Origin of the sequence: Ochrobactrum sp. CGA5 (genome assembly GCF_006345815.1) — a bacterium.
GTDB lineage: Bacteria > Pseudomonadota > Alphaproteobacteria > Rhizobiales > Rhizobiaceae > Brucella.
Map to the genome: position 1 here is coordinate 303,841 of NZ_VCIG01000042.1, position 18,701 is coordinate 322,541.

Consider the following 18,701-nt stretch of genomic DNA (forward strand, 5'->3'; position numbering starts at 1 on the left):
GCAAAAAGCCAATTGGGAGGGGCTAGCCCACCGCTGAATCAACTATGCAGGGATTTCGGCGAACTGAGTAACTTCTGCGATTAGGCGCCGAAGCCACAGCAGGGCAGGGTCCGATTGTCTGCGCCGATGGGATATTTGCATGAAGGGGATCAGCGGCAATTCAATGGGGGAATCCAGCACTGCCAGCTCCTTACTACCTCGGAAGGTTTGTAAACTCTTTGCGGCGATAGTCAGGATCAGGTCGGTACCAATGATTGTTGTTGGTGCGACACTCCAATGTGGTAGCACCAGCGCCACCCGGCGATTGAGGCCGGCTGCGTGAATTGTTTCGTCAATTTCGGTCGAGGCTTCTCCGTGAACGGCTACCAATACGTGGGGCCGGCTGAGATAGTCGTCACGATCAATACGCATTTCCGGTGACGGAAGCGACGCGCGATCAACAAGGCATGCATATTCATCCACGAATAGAGGTTCGGCGAGAACCTGGTTGGGCAATTGTGGAAACACTCCCAGTCCTAGATCGACATTTCCATCAACCACTCCGGCGATCATTCCTTCCCGACTTAACTGGGTAACCGACAGATCAATTCCCGGTGCCGATCGCCGTATCAGTTTCACCAGACGGGGAAGAACGATGCTGGCGCCATAATCTGACATTGCAAGTCGGAAGACGTTGCGACTTTGTACGGGATCGAAGCCGTCGGGGCCCAGCACTGCACGTATCTGGGCAAGAGCTTCTGTCAGGGGCTGGGTAAGTTGAAGGGCCCGGACGGTCGGCTTTAGTCCACCACCGTGACGGGTAAAGAGCGGGTCATCAAGGAGCATACGCAATCTGGCAAGCGCGTGACTGACAGCTGGCTGGCTCATATTCAATCGGAGCGCCGCGCGTGATACGTGCCGCTCGGAAAGTAGCGCATCAAGAACCACCAGGAGATTGAGATCAACGCCTCGCAAATTATTCATACAATGCATAATAGGGTGGAATAAATGAATTTAAAATAGGCAATGATAATAATTAAAACCGAGTCCGTTCAATCTGAGAAGGGATTTTTCTCATGCAGTCATTAACCTTCCTTGCCGTTGCGTTGGCTTCCGGGGCTCTCGTCCCCTTGCAGGCTGGTGCGAACGCCGCGCTCGGTCGCGCGCTGGGGCATCCTCTCTGGGCGACGATGGCGTCGCTTGCCGTAAGTGCCGCTTGCGTGGTGCCAATCATGATCGCGCTACGGGTTTCTGCACCCACAATTGCCAATCTTGCCACTCAGCCGAAATGGATTTGGATCGGCGGTATAACCGGAGTTATCTACATTACGACAGCACTGCTGCTCGCCCCGAAGCTGGGGGCTGCGGGTCTCATGACGGCAGTCGTTGCGGGGCAAATCCTCGCTTCGATGGCGATCGATTATTTTGGCCTGGTCGGTTTCGTACCGCGCTCGATTTCAGGGTCCCGCCTCCTGGGGGCGCTACTGGTCGTCGCTGGCGTCCTGGTCATGCAGGGGCCTGCACTTTGGCAGTTGATACAATCTGCCACCAAGCTTTCAACGCAGCATTGATTGGAAAGGAGCAGAAGCATGAACAATCCGGAAAGAACTTTGCCGTCGATCTATTCACTGGGCGGAAACGCCGTTCCTGCACAGGTGCGTATCGCAAGGCCAACAGACAAACTCGCTGCCGTGATCGCGTTTTATCGAGACGGCTTGGGTATGCCAGAGCTGGCCCGTTTCGAAGATCATGCCGGTTATGATGGCATTATGCTTGGTCTTCCTGGCAAGTCGGTGCACCTTGAATTCACGCAACACGCGGAAGGAAGCCCGTGCATTGCTCCGAGCCGTGATAATCTGCTGGTCCTTTACGTCACCGAGCCCAGTGCCTATGCTCAGCTCAATGAGCGGATGCTCAGGCTCGGTAATGCACCGGTAGAACCGGAAAACCCATACTGGCTCGAGCGCAGCTTAACTTACCAGGATCCCGATGGCTGGCGGGTGGTGATCTGTCGAGAAACGGGGATTTGACAGTGCAGCGTGCTGCCAAGCCGTTGTGGATCGAAGCCTGACATTCCGATTGATGTTCTTGAAGCGAGGCAGGAAAAATCCCGCTTTCTGACGGACACTGTGCAATCACACAAATGCATAGCCATCTCGATCTCTGTAATTTTGCGGATGACGAAGCAGTCAGAAATAGCGCGGAGTAAGACAACATGGATATGGCAGTTCCCAGTGCAACCAATCTCAGCCTGTTCGTCAGTGCCACACTGGTGCTGCTTCTTGTACCGGGCCCAGCGGTTCTTTACATATTTGCGCGCTCCGTTGAGCAGGGTCGCTCGGCTGGACTTGTTTCGATCCTCGGCATCCATGCGGCCACACTGGTTCATGTGGCCGCAGCTGCGATAGGTTTGTCCGCACTCCTCGCATCATCTGCGCTTAGCTTCAGCGCTGTAAAGTACGCCGGTGCTGCCTACTTGATTTGGCTCGGCCTGAAGAAGCTTTTTGGCCACTCGGACTTTTCCGACGTGGAAAACGGCTTGCCTGTGCGAAGCCGCCTTCGTCTCTTTCGCGAGGGCTTCATCGTTAGCCTTCTCAATCCGAAAACAGCGCTGTTCTTTCTGGCTTTTCTGCCGCAGTTTGTCGACCTCGGTCGAGGTTCTGTCGCAATGCAGATAGCGGTTCTTGGGATCATCTACACGATGATTGGTGTCCTGACAGACAGCTCCTATGCCCTTGCAGCAGGAACAGTCGCCAAATGGTTGAAGCGTCGGCCTGCTTATCTGAAAGCGGAGCGTTGGGTTAGTGGCCTCGTTTATATCGGCCTTGGTCTCACGGCTGCTTTTGCGGGGAATGATAAGAAATAGCCGCCGCATCAGCAAGTCGGCGAGATGCATGGCCGCCAAATACCGGAACCTGTTCGTGACGGGCGACTGATCGCTGCATACAAAGCCCCACCCAGTGCCCACCGGTGTCACGTGAGGCATTCTCGCGTTGGATGCGTCGAGGATAAACCTTCCAGCAGAGTCCGCCCAGCCAATCGTGATTACCGCACGAAATGAAGATGTGGCCTACCGTGATAAGGCGAGGACGATACGTGTGCTTCTACACAAAAGACATCTCTCAGCAAGTCTTGTGTCAGCACCTCGTCGGGTTTCCCGGACGCGACGAGTTTTCCTGCCTGCATGATAAGTAATCGATCGCAAAACATCGCAGCATGATTCAGATCGTGCAGCGCAATGATACAGGCAACTGAAAGATCAGAGACGAGGCGAAGAAGACTGATTTGATGATGAACGTCCAGATGGTTGGTTGGTTCATCAAGGATCAGCTCTTTGGGTGCTTGGGCAAGTGCTCGGGCGAGGTGGGTCCGTTGCTTTTCTCCTCCCGACAAGCTCTGCCATGAATCATTTCTCTTGACGGTCATTTCAGTTCGGTCGAGCGCCTCGTTAACGGCAGCATCATCGGCGATGCTCCATCCAGAAAACATCGATCTGTGCGGGAAGCGACCGAGCCGGACGACATCTATTACCCGGAGATTGGCGTTGGTGGTGGCATGCTGTTCGACGAATGCTACGCGCTGCGCTATTGCTTTGCGACGCAGCCCGCGGATGTCTTCCCCATCAAGCAGAATCTCTCCCTTAAGGGGTCGCTTAAGTCCGGCCAGAAGACGAAGCAGAGATGTCTTGCCGGAGCCATTCGGGCCGAGCACTCCCAACATTTCGCCGGGTTTGGCGACGAGGGAGACCCCATCAACAATGGTCTTTGATCCGATTTTCCAGACCAGATTGTTCGCCGTTATACTCATGACGCCCGCTGCAGCCTGTAGAGAATGATAGAGAAGAAGGGCACGCCCACAAGTGCGGTGACCACGCCGATCGGCAATACCTGCTGAGAAATCAGCGTGCGCGATGCAATATCAGCCAGAACCATGAACACCGCTCCGGTCACTGCACAGGCAGGGAGCAGCTTCACGTGTAGCGGTCCCACCACGAAACGGGCGGCATGCGGAATGACGAGGCCGACGAAGCCGATGGTGCCTACCATGCTCACAATCGTAGCGGTCATGACTGCGGTAAGTGCGAAAAGAATGATCCGTGTTCGACCAACATCAATTCCCAGAGAGGCCGCCGCTTCATCTCCGAAGGCAAAGGCGTCAAGCACGCGGGAGTAGGAGATCGCGATGAGCAAGCCCGAGCCGACGACGACAGAAACGAGGGCGAATTCGGGCCAGCGAACGCCGCCAAAGCTACCAAGGAGCCAAAACATGACGTCTCGCGCCTGTTGAGCATTGCCCGAGGTGGTAACGATATACGAGGTCGCCGCGTTGAAGAGCTGCGATGTCGCAACGCCTGCCAGGATCGTTCTGTCTGCTCCGCCCCGCGCCCCGTTGGAAAGCAGCGCTACAAACAGAAACGCTGCGAACGCTCCGGCAAACGCACCCGCTGAAAGCGAAACAGTTCCTGCCCCGATACCCAGGATAACGACAGCCACTGCTCCAGTTGAGGCGCCGGCAGAGATACCGAGAACGTAAGGCTCTGCAAGGGGATTGCGCAGCAAAGCCTGCATGATCGCACCGCACAGCGCCAGACCCGCACCGCAGAAAGCTGCTACAAGCGCACGGCTTAAGCGATACTCCCAGATCACGGTCTCGTGGATCGGGTTGAGCTGGATCATTGTCCAGCCAAGTCTATTGGTGATAGCCGAATAAGTGGTTGACAGCGGGATAGGCATGTCTCCAATGCCCACACTTATGCCGATCACGATCGCTATCGCAATAAGCGACCCCAAACTGATTCCTGCTGCAGCACAGAGGCGTCGGAGTGGTAAGTCTGATGAACCGTTTATGTTTTCGGCTGTCACTTAAGGCCCAGAGTTTTCAGCTGTTGAGCAATCTGTTCAGCGCCGTAGATCGTGCGCACGGTGGGGTTCATGGCCTGACCGTCCATGACCACAATCGCCTTGTTTCTGACTGCCGGCATCTGGCTCGTGCCGGGATCTGTCGTCAGGAACTTGATCTTGGCAGCCGACTGATCGAGATCCCATCGATTGCGATCGACCTGCGCAACGACGATGACATCGGGATTGCTAGCAATAATGCTTTCCCAGCCAAGCGCGGGAGATTCAGCCTCGGATGTGATCGCGTTCGTTCCGCCAAGAACGTCGGCAATAAAGCCCGAAGCACTGTTCTTGCCGCCCAAATAGGCGTCGGCAGAGGGCGATGGGCTGGAGAACCAGAAGACGTAGGACAGCTTTTTTCCGTCCTTGGGCGCATCGGCACGCAGTGCAGCTTCACGTTTCTTCAGGTCAGCAATCAGGGCATCTCCCCGATCACTGACGTCAAAAATCCGGGCGATCTCGTCAATCTCTTGGTAAAGCGTCTCCATGTTCCAGAGCTTTGATCGGTCACCATATCCGAACTTGTCCTTAGCGGCTCCTTCAGCGACACATGTGCTCGGCGAGATATAGCTAGGAACGCCCACCTTCTCGAAGTCTTCACGCCTAGCAACTTTACTCGAAGGGCCCAGCAGGCTTGGCAGCGCGGCTGCGACGAAGTCTGGATTTTGCGCCAGAATGGCTTCGAAGGTTGGAAACTCGACTGTCAGAACCTTGACCTGTGCATTGGCTTCGGCGAGTTGTGGAAGAACCTTGTTCGGCCAGAATGCGGTGCCGACCATTTTGTCTTCGAGGCCTAGGAGCAGCATGATTTCCGCGCTGTTCTGCCCAAGTCCAATGGCGCGCTCCGGGGCCTTGTCGAAGGTCACCTTCACGCCGCAGTTTTCGATGGTAAGCGGATAAGAGGTGGACGCTGCATAGGTCGGCGTAGCCAGCATACCGATTATTGCGCATATACCCACACTTAAAAACATCCTGTGCATCGCGCGCCTACCCATCTCCAATTTCTGCCAAATCTGAGTTTCCTGTAATGATTACCATCAACAAAAACAAGATGAAACTATTCAACTTTATAAGGGAGGATTTTCTGTAAACAGGAACCATACAGAATGAAGGCTGGAACTGACGCGACCATGTGCGGTTTCGGATGCAAGGAACTGCGCTCTGGCCTGACAAGAGTTTAGGGATATATAGCCTGGCAGCTCCGAGATCACGGCGTCTTTTTGCAGCAGAGCCTCAAGAACAAAGCCATCCTGATCAACGGCAAGCCATCTCAAATCTTTGCAGAACTCGTAGCATAAGTTCGTCCAAACATAGGACGCTTTTTTCCCATTCGAGAGCTTGCGACAAAACCCATCAGATAGTACCGCAATGTGTGCTGTCATCCCTAAAAGTTTCCAGGATAGGATTGTACCGTATAAGGATCCAGCGTCGTTTGTATACTTTGATTGAAGCTAACTTCTTGTATCGTAGAGCTAATGTTCACGAGCTAGAGCTCACCCTGGACCGCGAAGGCAAGAACACATGCTGGACGAGAAGAACGACAACAACGCCATACTTTCCCCGCCATTCTTTATAGTGATTTCACGGATTTGAATATGGGTTGCCTTTGTCCAGTTGGCGTGCGTTCATTTTCTTGCCCGATGAGTCCAAATGGGCCGGTTATGGCGGATAGAGTCAAGCAGTCGAGCTCCGCATCCAAGATAGATGCGGCGTAGCCAAAGGCGAATGCTTCTGCGAATTTTCCATTCGGGTTTTCCATCGTTTTGCTGCCGTATGGGTTCTGACGCATGGGGATGGTGAGACAATGATCGCGTCCGGGATAAAACCAGCCGCTTTCATGTTAGAAGCGATTGCGGACGTCTCATCAATCAGCGCCGCTTGGCAAGGCAATGCTATTTCAAGCGAAGTGCTTCCAATATATTTTGCGGCCAAGGTTGCAAAATCCTCAAAGGCCGAACCTCGGTGCCCTGCCATAGGATCGTAATAAAATAAGAGTTCCTGTGGGCCAATTTCCTGCAACAGACCAACTGCTGCAAGGCTTGCTTTGGCCTCTTCCGGTGTGATGATGATGCCGATATTAGGCCTTCTGCCACTTGCGTCACGGAGTATGATGCTCACCGGCTCCGCAGTCTGAGCAGTCTCTGATGTCGCTGCGCGCGTATCGATGATGTTGAGAACGATGCGTTGATGCTGGGGCTTGGAGGCTTCCATCTGGTACGGCCAAGGCAAGGCCAGCGGGCGCACATAGGTCTTGTAGGACGCATCGGACCAGTTGCGCTGACCGCCATGTCGAGAATAGGCTTCACGCGCTCTTTCTTCAGCCCATCGACGATATAAGCCGAAACGCCCGCCTCAACTGCCGTATCGGAACGATCAACAAACATTGCAATCGGACGGCTGAGGGTTCGTGTCAGTTGAAACAGATGTTCCATCATGTCCCGGTTGGTGTTTTCGATGTCAATGACGATCACATCGGGATTGAGCGTTTCGATCATCCGCGCAATGTCACGCATCTCATTGATGACGACGACTCTACCGTGTCCCGCCTCACGCAATCCTTCCTCAATTATAGAGGAGCGAATGGCGTTCGGATGCTATTCCAAGTACTTGCGCCACTGTTAGCGGGAGACCAAACGATTGATTGCGACATTGTGCCAGACCGTCGCGTATCATGAAATCGGACAGCACCCGAGGACGCATGTTCGCACTTGGTGATAATCGAAAGAGTGGAGCCAATCTGGCAGATTAGTTGGCTCCGGGAGACCTGGACCGTTCATGAGAGAGCGCCATTTCGTCCTCTGCCGAAACGGACCCCATCAGGGTCGCCAGTTCGATGGCGTTCCGCACCCCCATTTTCGCCAGCACCCGCCCGCGATGAACCTCGACCGTGCGCATCGCGATGCCGAGGGTATCGGCTATCTGCTTGTTCAGGGCGCCCGTCAACATGAGCTGCATCACCTCGCGCTCGCGCTGGGAAAGTGTCGCCTTGCGTGTGTCCCGGTCCCGGCGAGCGGCGGCGTCCGCTGCGCCTGCGGCATGGACGGCCATGGCGCCGAGTGCCAGATCGACGATCTGGTTGTCGTTGAACGGCTTTTCCACGAAATCGAAGGCGCCGGCCTTCAGCGCGCGCACCGCGACGGGAACGTCCGCATGGCCTGTGAGGAAGATGACCGGCATCGCGCCCCCCGCCGCCTTAAGTCGCTCAAAGACTTCCGGCCCCGACATGCCGCCCATGCGTACATCGAGGATGACGCAGGCGCAGTCCTCGACGGGCTGGGCTGCGAGAAACGCTTCGCCCGACGGCCAGGTTCGCGTTGCAAGCCCCCGCGAGCTGAGCAGGAAGGCGAGCGCATCACGGATCGCCTCCTCGTCATCGACGATGTGAATGGTTCCCGTCATGCGGCTTGCCCTTCTCCAAGCGGTACTGTTTCCTGTTTCATCGCCGGCAGGATGACGCTGAAGACGGTGCCGCCGCCATCTGCGGGGCGGAAGGTAAGCTGTCCGCCATGCAGTTCGACGATGGAGCGGCAGATCTTGAGACCCATGCCGAGCCCCTGAGCCTTGGTACTGGCGAAGGCATCGTAAAGCCTGCCCTCAATCTCCGGCTTGATGCCGCCGCCCTGATCGATGATTTCGATGACGGTGTCACCGTCGCGGGAAAAGAGGCGGATATACAGGCTGTCGCCGCTGCGGCTGTCACCCATCGCTTCCATGCCGTTCCGGATGAGGTTGATCAGCAATTGCTCCATAAGGATGCGGTCGGCGGCAACCGCCGGCGTCGCGGCGATCTCCGGCACGAGCCGAACCTGATGCTCGCGTGCGTCTGCGGCCAGCAGCGAGACGGTTTCGTTGATCACATCCTCGATCTTCGTTGGGGAAAAGCGTGGTTCGCGCTTGCGCGCAAGGTCCTGCACGCGCTGGATGACGAGACCCGCGCGCGCTGCCTGTTGGGCGAGTTTTTCTGTCGCGCCGCGCAGGACGGCTGGGTCCATCTTGCCTTGGTCGACCAGATTGAGAATGCCAGTGGCGTAGGACGCGATGGCCGAGAGTGGCTGGTTCAATTCATGCGCCAGGGTTGAGGCCATTTCGCCGAGCGTTACAAGACGGCCGGTACGGGCCATCGCCTCGTCCTGCAGCCGTGCCCGCCGGGCGGCCTTCTTCGCTTCGGTGATATCGATTACCGAACCCATCCAACCGCGATGCACACCGCCCGCATCAATCAGCGGGGCCTCATAGACTTGCACATCGATCTCCTGGCCGTCCCGGTGGCGGAAGCGCGTCTCAAAGCTCTGGCTGAAGGCACCGCCGACCTGAAGCTGTTTCTGCCGCTCGACGGTTTCCTCGACACGCGAGGAGTCCCAGTAGGGCATTGGCGGCATGCGCCCGACAATCTCTTCTGCCGACCAGCCGACCAGATTGCAGAAGGCAGAATTGACATAGAGGATGCGACCGTTGTGGTCTTTTGCGCGCAGGCCGACGGTCAGGCTTTCCTCCATCGACCGGCGGAAAGCGGTCTCGCCCCTGAGGCGCTGTTCCGCATTGCGCCGCCTCCGGGCGTTGATGAAGAGGATGAGCAGCGCCAGAATCGCAAAGGCCGCAAGCGCAGTGATCGTGCCGAGCAGTAGCGCCGAGCGGAAGCCACCCGGCGTGTCATAGGCCGTGATTTGAAGCAGCGTGCCGCGCAAGGGTGGGTCAAAGCTGATGACATGGCGCGGATTGTCGGCGGACGGTTCAAGCCGCTGACGAGCGGCGACCGTCTCCTCCGAGGCATTGATGACGCGCACGCCGTATTGTTCAGCGATCCACCACGGAACGTGCCGTTCGAGCAGGATCGGAATAGAGATAGTGGCCGAGACAACGCCCTCCGCACCCGTCATGGGCAGGCCGATGGAGACGATACCGTCTTCCCCGATATCGCCATAGACGGGGCGTGTCGCTCGGGAGGCGCGCTGGCGAAGGAGGTTGACCAGCGCGGCGTCCTGTGGTGCGCCGCTACCGGGCAGCGCATGCCTGACCCTGCCAGAAGCATCGTACCAAGTCACGGACTGCACTTCTGGATTGGTGGCGATATGGAGTTTTATGCGCGCGTCCAGCGCCGGTTGCGCGGCCGGCTCTGTAGGTTCCAGCGCGAGGCGGACAAGCAAATCCTCGTGCACGGAAAGTTGGAAGCGAAGGGTCTGCTCCACCCACAGCGCATCGGTCGCTATCTTGACGCGGGCCTGCGCTTCCTCCCCGCGATCGACGATCCACACGAGTGCGGCAACGCCGAGCGCCAGCGTCGCAATTGCGACCAGCGGCACGAGCGAGAGAAAATCCAGCCGCCGCCACCGAGGCAAAGCCTTGTCCTGCTCCCAAGGGTCCGAACCGGATTTCCGGGTCTGGCGGTCCGCCGTCCCAGGCTCGGCTGTAATATCTTTGTCCTTTGCGCTCAGACGCGTCTCCTCCAATTTTCCAGTCACGCATTGTGGTTTCCCACAATAGCGCTGCGCTCCGCAAGATGGCAATAAAATGGCACTCGCCTGGAGGGGCGACGCCATTCTGGAGGACAATCTATGTTTACACGTCGCAATTTCACCCGTCTTGCGGGTGCCGCCATCATTGCCCTTTCGACCGCCATGCCAGCACTTGCCGAGCCGCTGATCATCAAGTTCAGTCACGTTGTCGCCCCCGACACGCCGAAGGGTAAGGGCGCGCAGAAATTCAAGGAACTGGCGGAAGCCTATACCAACGGCGCGGTCAAGGTTGAGGTCTATCCCAACTCGCAGCTCTACAAGGACAAGGAGGAGCTGGAGGCGCTTCAACTGGGTGCCGTGCAGATGCTCGCGCCATCGCTCGCCAAGTTCGGTCCGCTCGGCGTTCAGCAGTTCGAACTGTTCGACCTGCCTTATCTGATGAGCAACTATGACGACCTGCGTAAGATCACTGACGGCGATGTCGGCAAATCGCTGCTCGCCAAGCTCGAGGACAAAGGCATCAAGGGCCTAGCCTATTGGGATAACGGCTTCAAGATCATGTCGGCCAACTCGCCGCTGCACACGCCGGATGATTTCCTAGGCCTGAAAATGCGCATCCAATCCTCGAAGATTCTGGAAGCCGAAATGCAGGCGCTTGGCGCTGTTCCGCAGGTCATGGCCTTCTCGGAAGTCTATCAGGCGCTTCAGACCGGCGTCGTCGACGGCACGGAAAACCCGCCGTCCAACATGTATACCCAGAAGATGCATGAGGTGCAGAAGCACGCCACGCTCTCCAACCATGGCTACCTCGGCTATGCCGTGATCGTGAACAAGGCGTTTTGGGAGCAGCTTCAGCCGGAAGTCCGCACGGAGCTTGAAAAGGCAATGGCCGAAGCAACGGAATATGCAAACTCCATCGCCAAGCAGGAAAACGAAGCGGCAATCGCTGCGATGAAGGCGGCTGGCACGACCGAGTTCTACGAGCTGACGGATGAAGAGCGCCAGGAATGGATCGATGCCCTTCGCCCGGTGCAGGACGAGATGTCGAGCCGTATCGGCGCTGACCTGATCGCCGAAGCGCGCGCTGCGCTCGGCAAGAACTGACCCTGCGCGCGGCTCATTTGCCCGTCGACATGGGTGCGCGCTTCGACGCGCACCCCTATTTCCCAGGAAAGCGAGGTTCGCCATGTTGCTGCGTATCCTCGACCGCTTCGAAGAAATCCTCATTTCCGTGCTGATGGCCTTAGCCGTTGCACTGATCTTCGTTGCGGTCGTCCACCGTTTCTCCATCGGCTTTGCCGCCGACATGGTCGCCGTCGGCAGGGCGAACGACCTGCCCTGGCTGCAATCGTCGGCGCGTTCGGCCTTCAAGGCCATCAACGCGATCAAGCTGACCTGGGCGCAGGAAGCCTGCATCTATCTCTTCGTCTGGATGGCCAAGTTCGGTGCCGCTTACGGCGTGCGCGTGGGCGTTCATGTCGGCGTCGACATTCTGGTCGAAAAGCTTGAGGGCAATGCACGGCGCATCGTCACCGTCATCGCCATGAGTGGCGGCATCATCTTCACGGCGATCATCGCCTGGATCGGCGCGGATTTCGTCTATCACGTCCATAAAGGTGGCCAGATCTCGCCTGACCTCGAAATGCCTATGTGGATCATCTATCTCGCAGTGCCGCTCGGTTCGGCGCTGATGTGCTTCCGATTCATTCAGGCCCTCTACCTCTTCCTCACGACGGGCTTTATCGCTCATCACGACCATGGCGCTGTCGACGGGCTTGAAGACGAGGCCGACGACCTCGCGAAGGGAGCACACGGATGACCGCGCTCATCATTTTCGCAATCCTGGCGGTGCTGCTCGTAACCGGTATGCCGGTCTCCATCGCGCTCGGCCTCACGGTCTTCGCCTTCCTCTTCGCATTCACGTCCATTCCGATGGATTCGATCGCGCTGAAGCTCTTCACCGGCATCGAGAAGTTCGAGATCATGGCGATCCCGTTCTTCATCCTGGCCGGCAACTTCCTCACTCATGGGGGCGTGGCGCGGCGCATGATCCGCTTCGCATCCACCATGGTCGGCCACTGGTATGGCGGCATGGGCCTTGCGGCGGTGCTGTCCTGTGCGCTCTTCGCCGCCATATCCGGTTCCAGCCCGGCGACTGTCATGGCCGTTGGGTCCATCCTGATCCCGGCCATGGTCCGGCAGGGTTATCCGCCGCAGTTCGGCGTCGGAACGGTGGCGACGGCCGGCGGTCTCGGCATCCTCATCCCGCCGTCTATCGTCATGGTCATGTATGCAGTGGCCACCTCTGGCATGGTCGTAACCGGACCGGAGGGCCAGCCCGTCATGTCGGCGTCGATCGGCACACTCTTCATGGCTGGCGTCATTCCGGGCCTCATGCTCGCATCGATGCTGGGCACCACCACCATCTACCGCGCCTGGAAGAACGGCTATCCGCGTATGGACCGCGCCACCTGGGGCGAGCGCGGACGTGCCTTCCGCGACAGCGTCTGGGGCCTGATGCTGATCGTCATCATCATGGGCGGCATCTATGGCGGCATCTTCACGCCGACGGAAGCGGCAGCAGTCAGTGCAGTCTATGCCTTCGTCATCGCGGTGTGGGTCTACAAGGACATTACACTGCGCCAGGTGCCGAAGGTGCTGCTCAGCTCAGCGGCCATGTCGGCAATGCTTCTCTACATCATCACCAATGCCGTGATGTTCGCCTTCATCCTGACGTCGGAGCAGATCCCGCAGACGCTCTCCGACTGGATCGTCAGCCTCGGCTTCGGCAAGATCGGCTTCCTGCTGATGGTGAATGTCATCCTGCTGTTCATCGGCATGGTGATGGAGCCGTCCGCCATCGTCCTGATTATGGCGCCGATACTTTATCCGGTTGCCGTTAAACTCGGTGTCGATCCGGTCCATTTTGGCATCATGCTGGTGGTAAACATGGAAATCGGCCTGTGCACGCCGCCGGTTGGGCTCAACCTCTATGTCGGCTCGGCCATATCCAAGCTGGGGCTGACTGAGGTTACGAAATCGGCCATGCCGTGGCTGATCACTGCGCTCGTCTTCCTCGGTATCGTGACCTATTTGCCGGAAGTCACGCTTTTCCTGCCACGGCTGCTCGGCATGAACTGACGTCCGAAGTACCATCGAAGACCGGCCGCCCTTCCGAACAACCGTTCTCAGGGCGGCTGGGAATGCCGGAGTGAACGGTCGCCATGGGCGTGTTGCAATGCGTACTGAAGCCTGGGGAAGGGCAGGAGATTGCGCCAAGGATCACTCTTCGGATTGGATACGCTTGGTACGGTTACCAGAAGGGCTTCGCCGTCAAGAAGTTGGACTAACGGCAACTAATAAGTTTGGTACTAAACATAAATTAGTAAGATTTACGCACTGAACTGCTTGCAAACTTTCTGAAGTAAGATTTATGGTGCCCTCTTCGGGGGAGGGGACTCCAATACCTCCGTCTAACGTGAATGGGGAACACGGGGGGAGTGGAGATGGGGGTACCGGTATCGGGCCGAAAAAGCCTGTCGATCGGGGCGATTCTGATAGCTTTGCTTCTTTGGATGCCGGTTGCTGCTTCAGCCGCGTCGTCAGTCTACTGTTCGGCTTTAAGCGCCACTGTCGCCAACGGTGGGTCGGTGGACATCGATGTCAGCACTTGTGATGGCCCGTTTGACGGGGGCATGAGCGGTCCGATCGCGCCTTTCGCACAACACGGCACGGTGACCATCGGCGCCAATAGTGGCGGCACGCAGTTTGTGACCTATGCTCATAGTGGCGATTCGGCGACGACCGATCAGTTCTTTCTGGAAGATAACGACCTGGGGGTCGTGACGGTCAACATAACCATTGATCCGCCGGCCTCGCCCATCACGGTCTCGCCGGGCGCGCTGGCAACGATGACAGCGGGAACGGCATTCAGTCAGGCGCTGTCGGCCAGTGGCGGTACGGCGCCTTACACCTACAGCCTGCAGTCTGGATCGCTACCTGTTGGAATCGCCTTAACCTCCGGGGGAGTTCTGAACGGCACACCAACGCAGCGCGGTGGTTACGCGTTTACCGTGAGGGTGACCGACAATATCGGGCAGTTTGTCGATAAAGGCTACACCGGTACGGTGCAGAACCCGACGATCTCCATTTCTCCGACATCGGCAACGGCCATTCAGGGCATCTCGTTCTCGCAAACCATCAGCGCCAGCGGCGGTGTCGGTCCGTATACCTTCAGCCTGGAGAACGGCGCTTTGCCGACAGGGATATCCCTATCCAGCAGCGGTCTTTTAAGCGGTACCACCTCCAGCGCAACAGGATCTTACCCTCTGGTGCTGCGTGTCACGGATTCCAGCACTGGACCGGGCGTCTATTTCGAGCTTGAGAACTTCACTCTGACGGTCGCAGCGGCGCCGTCAGTGTCCATAAGCGTCAGCCCTTCCGCGGTGAATGAGGACGGCGCAACCACCATGGTTTACACGATCACACGCAGCCAGAACCTGGCGACAACCACTATCGTCAATCTCGGTTACAGCGGCAGCGCGGATAGTAGCGACTATGTTGGCGGGACCTTGACTATAACCATTCCACCCGGCTCGACGAGCGGCATCGTGGTGATAGATCCGGTTTCCGATGCCACCGTGGAGCCAGACGAAACGCTTACAATCACAGTTCTGCCCGGCTCCGGTTATGGTGTCGGTGCGCCTTCCACTGCCACAGGCACGATCCTGAACGACGACGCAGCACCTCCTTCAATCAGCTCCATCTCTCCGAACAGTGGTCCGGATTCGGGTGGTACGCCGGTCGTCATAACCGGAACGAACTTAACCGGTGCAACGGCCGTGACCTTTGGTGGCACGGCTGCTGCGAGTTTCACGGTTGACAGTAGCACCACTATTTCGGCAGTAACGCCGCCGGGAACGGCCGGGGCGGTGGATGTGACGGTGACGACACCCGATGGCACAGATACGGAAACGGGTGGCTTTACTTATAACCCGCCCGCAATCCCGACTCTGACGATTAACAATGTCCACTTTTCTGAAGCTAACTCTGGCACTACGACGATACCGTTCACCATATCGCTCAGCAGTCCCGCCGGACCCGGCGGGGTAACGTTTGATATTGCCACCGCCGACGGCACGGCAACAGCGGGTGAGGACTACGAGGCAAACAGCATCGTGGGCGCCAGCATATCGGCAGGGCAGAGCACCTATGTCTTCAATGTCGATGTATACGGCGATACGACCTACGAGCCCAATGAGACGTTTTTTGTCAACATCACCAACCTGGCAGGCGCAGTCGCTGGCGATCTTCAGGGGCAGGGCACCATCGCCAACGACGATCCCGTACCCGATATTACTTTGGCTCCAGCCAGTCTTTCGGCCGCAACAGTCGGGGTTTTCTACAGTGAAACTATGACCGCTAGTGGCGGGACGAGCCCATACAACTATACGGTCTCCGCCGGGGCCTTACCCGCCGGTATGAGCCTGAGCTCAGCGGGAGTGCTTGCCGGTACCCCTTCGATGGGTGGGACGTTTAATTTCACCGTCACCGCCACCGACAGCAGTACTGGCAGCGGTCCACATAGCGGTAGCCGGGCCTATTCATTTCAGATTAATGCCGGCGTCCCGTCGATTGTCAGTTCCGTGAGCGTGCCCGCCAACGGATACTATCGTGCAGGGGATGTGCTTTTCTTCACCGTCAACTTCGACGAAGCCGTTTTCGTTAATACTACGGGCGGTTCGCCAAGCGTTTCCGTAGTAATTGGCGCTACAACGGTTGATGCCAGCTATGTGTCCGGAAGCGGGTCGAGTGCACTTGTCTTCCAATATCTTGTCAATCCGGGCCAGCTGGATCTCAATGGCATTCAGGTCGGCAGCGTCATTGGCCTGAATGGCGGCGCAATTGCAAACGGCTCCGGCATACCTGCCGACCTGACTCTCAACGGCATAGGCAGCACCAGCGGTGTATTCATTGACGCCGCCGCGCCAACGGTAACTTCCAGCGCAGTCGATGGCAGCCCGAACTCGGACGCGCTTGCTGTCGACTTCCTGGTGACATTCTCAAAGCCGGTGATTGGTGTCGATGCATCGGATTTTGTTCTCACAACGACGGGAAGTACCGCAGGGAGCATTACCGGCGTCGCCACTCCGGATAATGTGACATATACGGTCAGCGTCACCGGTATTTCCGGCATCGGCTCATTGCGGCTCGACGTCTTGGCGGACGGGTCGATTACAGATACGCCCGGCAATCCGATGATTACAGCGTACTCGTCGGGAACGCCTTGGATGCGCAGCGGATCCTCCAACGCATCGTTGGCGGGTCTTGTGTCGAGTACTGGCGCGCTCAATCCCGCGTTCGATGCTGCCACACTTGGCTATACCATCACTGTCGCCAATTCCGTTGCCAGCCTTACCCTGACGCCGACCGCCGACGACCCCAATACGACGATTACCGTCAACGGCGTTGCGGTTGCTTCGGGCAGCACCAGTCAGTCACTCGCCCTTGCGGTCGGGACGACGGCGATCCCTGTCGTCGTGACGGCGCAGGACGGAACGACCCTGCGGACCTACACAGTTACCGTCGTCCGCGCCGCCTCGACCAACGCTTTGCTGACCGGCCTCTCGCCAAGCCTTGGCAAGCTTGATCCAGTGTTCGATGCGACTACGTTCGGTTATGCCGTTGCAGTCGCCAATTCCGTTGCCAGCCTCACCCTGACGCCGACCGCCGACGACCCCAATACGACGATTACCGTCAACGGCGTTGCGGTTGCTTCGGGCAGCGCCAGTCAGCCGCTTGCCCTTGCGATCGGGACGACGGAGATTCCTGTCGTCGTGACGGCGCAGGACGGGGCGACCAGACAAACCTATACGGTTAAGGTCAATCGAGCATTGCCCGCTCCGACCGTCCTGTCGCGCACTATCGAAATAAATGCGGGTCAGACAGCATCCGTGGAACTCTCCGAAGGTGCGACGGGCGGCCCGTTTACGGGGGCCGGAATTGTGGATATTTCAGACAGGGGTGCCGGTTCTGCACATATCGAACAGAAGGGGCAGAACTTCCTGCTCGTCTTCGCCTCCAGCTCGACCTTCTCGGGTGGCGCAGATATTCGCTTCACACTCTCGAACGCATACGGAAACTCAGCACCCGGAACGATTTCTTTCGTGGTCCTTGCACGGCCAAATCCTTCAAAAGATGCCGAAGTGATTGGATTGCTGAAGGCGCAGGTCGACACGGCGAAGCGTTTCGCGCAGGTGCAGACCCGCAATTTCAACGGGCGATTGGAACAGCTGCACGATGAAGGCGACCGTCGTAGAAACAGCATGAATGTGCGATTGGGTTACAATCAGAACGTGGCGAGTGACAATGATCGTGCCGTCCGCGCATTGAACGAAACCGGAGCCAATATACCTGGTCTTCTCAGCTATGCACCGCAATCTTCCGGCGGAGCAGCTGGCACGGGATTTGCCGCAGGCAAGGCGAACGGATCTGGCGCGCCCGATAGCTGGGATACGCACTTGGGAAGCTATGCCATTTGGACAGGCGGTTTTGTGGATTTCAGCGAGAGCGATACAGGCGGCATCGATCTCGACAGCACTCTCGTCGGCGTAAGTGGTGGCGTCGACTACCGCTTTTCCGACAAGTTCATCGGTGGTTTCGGCATCGGGTTCGGACGTGATCGCACGGATGTGGGCGCGAACGGAACCGAAAATACCGGGCGTGCCTATAGTGCCGCGCTTTATGGAAGCTATAAGCCGGCGAATAGATTCTTCATCGATGGGCTCGTCGGCGCGAGCTGGCTCGATTTCGACAGCAATCGCTATATAACCACCACTGGTGACTTCGCCACAGGCAGCCGCTCAGGACAACAGGTCTTCGGATCGTTGAGCGCATCCTATGAACTCCGTAACGAAAGATGGCTTGTCTCGCCCTATGGCCGGGTGGAACTTTCCCGCACGTGGCTCGACGGCTTCATAGAGGATGGCGGAGGGGCTTTCGGTCTGCGCTACGGAAACCAGGACATTGACACGATATCGGGGATCGTTGGCCTTCGGGCGGCCTATGCTTTCAAGACTGGCTGGGGAACGCTCACACCGGGCGGACGCATTGAGTACACGCATGACTTTGCTGGCTCCAGCCGGATCGATCTGGGCTATGTCGACCTTGCTAATCTACCTTACTGGCTCGACATCGAGACTTCGCGGCGTGACCACCTGACGCTCGGAATGTCGCTCGATGCGGAGCTCGACCTGGATTGGACAGTTCGGTTCGATTATCGCACCGCTTTCGGAAACGACAATCGGGACCACGGGTTCGGTCTGAAGATCGGCAAAACATTCTGATCGCGATCCTCAACAGGACGCGATTG

Annotated in this window: 14 protein-coding genes and 1 pseudogene; 7 read left to right on the forward strand and 8 right to left on the reverse strand. The window is 57.6% G+C overall.

Going from position 1 to position 18,701, the window contains the following annotated elements:
* Positions 1 to 42: 42 nt before the first annotated feature.
* A complete protein-coding gene (locus FJQ48_RS19705) occupies positions 43 to 963 on the reverse strand; it encodes a LysR family transcriptional regulator (RefSeq protein WP_210236267.1) in 921 nt (306 codons plus the stop codon).
* A gap of 92 nt (positions 964 to 1,055) precedes the next feature.
* On the opposite strand from FJQ48_RS19705, the gene FJQ48_RS19710 reads away from it, so the two are divergent.
* From FJQ48_RS19710 to FJQ48_RS19720, 3 genes are all read left to right on the forward strand, one after another.
* Complete coding sequence (locus FJQ48_RS19710) at positions 1,056 to 1,550, forward strand: DMT family transporter (protein WP_139976613.1); 495 nt, start codon at positions 1,056 to 1,058, stop codon at positions 1,548 to 1,550.
* An 18-nt stretch (positions 1,551 to 1,568) separates the two neighbouring features.
* Positions 1,569 to 2,009, forward strand: a complete 441-nt coding sequence (locus FJQ48_RS19715; protein ID WP_210236268.1) for a VOC family protein — start codon at positions 1,569 to 1,571, stop codon at positions 2,007 to 2,009.
* Between the two features lie 185 nt (positions 2,010 to 2,194).
* Positions 2,195 to 2,845 (forward strand): LysE family translocator, encoded by a 651-nt coding sequence (locus tag FJQ48_RS19720; protein WP_139976614.1) that lies wholly within the window; start codon positions 2,195 to 2,197, stop codon positions 2,843 to 2,845.
* Positions 2,846 to 3,024: 179 nt separating this feature from the next.
* Here FJQ48_RS19720 and FJQ48_RS19725 read toward each other — a convergent pair whose 3' ends face one another.
* The 7 genes and pseudogenes from FJQ48_RS19725 to FJQ48_RS19760 all read right to left on the reverse strand — a co-directional run bounded on the left by FJQ48_RS19725 (position 3,025) and on the right by FJQ48_RS19760 (position 10,381).
* Complete coding sequence (locus FJQ48_RS19725) at positions 3,025 to 3,786, reverse strand: ABC transporter ATP-binding protein (RefSeq protein WP_139976615.1); 762 nt, start codon at positions 3,784 to 3,786, stop codon at positions 3,025 to 3,027.
* Positions 3,783 to 4,775, reverse strand: coding sequence for an iron chelate uptake ABC transporter family permease subunit (locus FJQ48_RS19730; RefSeq protein WP_139976776.1), 993 nt, complete (start codon positions 4,773 to 4,775; stop codon positions 3,783 to 3,785). The genes FJQ48_RS19725 and FJQ48_RS19730 overlap by 4 nt, the downstream gene beginning before the upstream one ends.
* Positions 4,776 to 4,837: 62 nt before the next feature.
* The gene (locus FJQ48_RS19735) at positions 4,838 to 5,857 is read right to left on the reverse strand and encodes an ABC transporter substrate-binding protein (RefSeq protein ID WP_139976616.1); all 1,020 of its coding nucleotides are present in this window, start codon (positions 5,855 to 5,857) and stop codon (positions 4,838 to 4,840) included.
* 87 nt (positions 5,858 to 5,944) lie between these two features.
* Positions 5,945 to 6,259: a hypothetical protein gene (locus FJQ48_RS19740; RefSeq protein ID WP_139976617.1), complete on the reverse strand. Its 315-nt coding sequence runs from the start codon at positions 6,257 to 6,259 to the stop codon at positions 5,945 to 5,947.
* An 894-nt stretch (positions 6,260 to 7,153) separates the two neighbouring features.
* Positions 7,154 to 7,459, reverse strand: a pseudogene (locus FJQ48_RS19750) (two-component system response regulator); the annotation flags it as partial.
* Between the two features lie 163 nt (positions 7,460 to 7,622).
* Positions 7,623 to 8,276 (reverse strand): response regulator, encoded by a 654-nt coding sequence (locus FJQ48_RS19755; RefSeq protein ID WP_139976618.1) that lies wholly within the window; start codon positions 8,274 to 8,276, stop codon positions 7,623 to 7,625.
* Positions 8,273 to 10,381 (reverse strand): PAS domain S-box protein, encoded by a 2,109-nt coding sequence (locus FJQ48_RS19760; RefSeq protein ID WP_210236269.1) that lies wholly within the window; start codon positions 10,379 to 10,381, stop codon positions 8,273 to 8,275. The genes FJQ48_RS19755 and FJQ48_RS19760 overlap by 4 nt, the downstream gene beginning before the upstream one ends.
* 111 nt (positions 10,382 to 10,492) lie before the next feature.
* On the opposite strand from FJQ48_RS19760, the gene FJQ48_RS19765 reads away from it, so the two are divergent.
* From FJQ48_RS19765 to FJQ48_RS19780, 4 genes are all read left to right on the forward strand, one after another.
* Positions 10,493 to 11,434, forward strand: a complete 942-nt coding sequence (locus FJQ48_RS19765; protein WP_247870430.1) for a TRAP transporter substrate-binding protein — start codon at positions 10,493 to 10,495, stop codon at positions 11,432 to 11,434.
* Positions 11,435 to 11,516: 82 nt separating this feature from the next.
* Complete coding sequence (locus FJQ48_RS19770; RefSeq protein ID WP_139976621.1) at positions 11,517 to 12,149, forward strand: TRAP transporter small permease; 633 nt, start codon at positions 11,517 to 11,519, stop codon at positions 12,147 to 12,149.
* Positions 12,146 to 13,471, forward strand: a complete 1,326-nt coding sequence (locus FJQ48_RS19775) for a TRAP transporter large permease subunit (RefSeq protein ID WP_139976622.1) — start codon at positions 12,146 to 12,148, stop codon at positions 13,469 to 13,471. Before FJQ48_RS19770 ends, FJQ48_RS19775 begins: the two co-directional genes overlap by 4 nt.
* A gap of 365 nt (positions 13,472 to 13,836) precedes the next feature.
* Positions 13,837 to 18,675, forward strand: a complete 4,839-nt coding sequence (locus FJQ48_RS19780) for an autotransporter domain-containing protein (RefSeq protein ID WP_180350261.1) — start codon at positions 13,837 to 13,839, stop codon at positions 18,673 to 18,675.
* Positions 18,676 to 18,701: the final 26 nt, after the last annotated feature.

Excerpts from the sequence above, each read along its gene's own strand:
- FJQ48_RS19705 (WP_210236267.1), bottom strand. The coding sequence starts at position 963 with ATGAATAATTTGCGAGGCGTTGATCTCAATCTCCTGGTGGTTCTTGAT.
- FJQ48_RS19710 (WP_139976613.1), top strand. The coding sequence starts at position 1,056 with ATGCAGTCATTAACCTTCCTTGCCGTTGCGTTGGCTTCCGGGGCTCTC.
- FJQ48_RS19715 (WP_210236268.1), top strand. The coding sequence starts at position 1,569 with ATGAACAATCCGGAAAGAACTTTGCCGTCGATCTATTCACTGGGCGGA.
- FJQ48_RS19720 (WP_139976614.1), top strand. The coding sequence starts at position 2,195 with ATGGATATGGCAGTTCCCAGTGCAACCAATCTCAGCCTGTTCGTCAGT.
- FJQ48_RS19725 (WP_139976615.1), bottom strand. The coding sequence starts at position 3,786 with ATGAGTATAACGGCGAACAATCTGGTCTGGAAAATCGGATCAAAGACC.
- FJQ48_RS19735 (WP_139976616.1), bottom strand. The coding sequence starts at position 5,857 with ATGCACAGGATGTTTTTAAGTGTGGGTATATGCGCAATAATCGGTATG.
- FJQ48_RS19740 (WP_139976617.1), bottom strand. The coding sequence starts at position 6,259 with ATGACAGCACACATTGCGGTACTATCTGATGGGTTTTGTCGCAAGCTC.
- FJQ48_RS19755 (WP_139976618.1), bottom strand. The coding sequence starts at position 8,276 with ATGACGGGAACCATTCACATCGTCGATGACGAGGAGGCGATCCGTGAT.
- FJQ48_RS19765 (WP_247870430.1), top strand. The coding sequence starts at position 10,493 with ATGCCAGCACTTGCCGAGCCGCTGATCATCAAGTTCAGTCACGTTGTC.
- FJQ48_RS19770 (WP_139976621.1), top strand. The coding sequence starts at position 11,517 with ATGTTGCTGCGTATCCTCGACCGCTTCGAAGAAATCCTCATTTCCGTG.
- FJQ48_RS19775 (WP_139976622.1), top strand. The coding sequence starts at position 12,146 with ATGACCGCGCTCATCATTTTCGCAATCCTGGCGGTGCTGCTCGTAACC.
- FJQ48_RS19780 (WP_180350261.1), top strand. The coding sequence starts at position 13,837 with ATGGGGGTACCGGTATCGGGCCGAAAAAGCCTGTCGATCGGGGCGATT.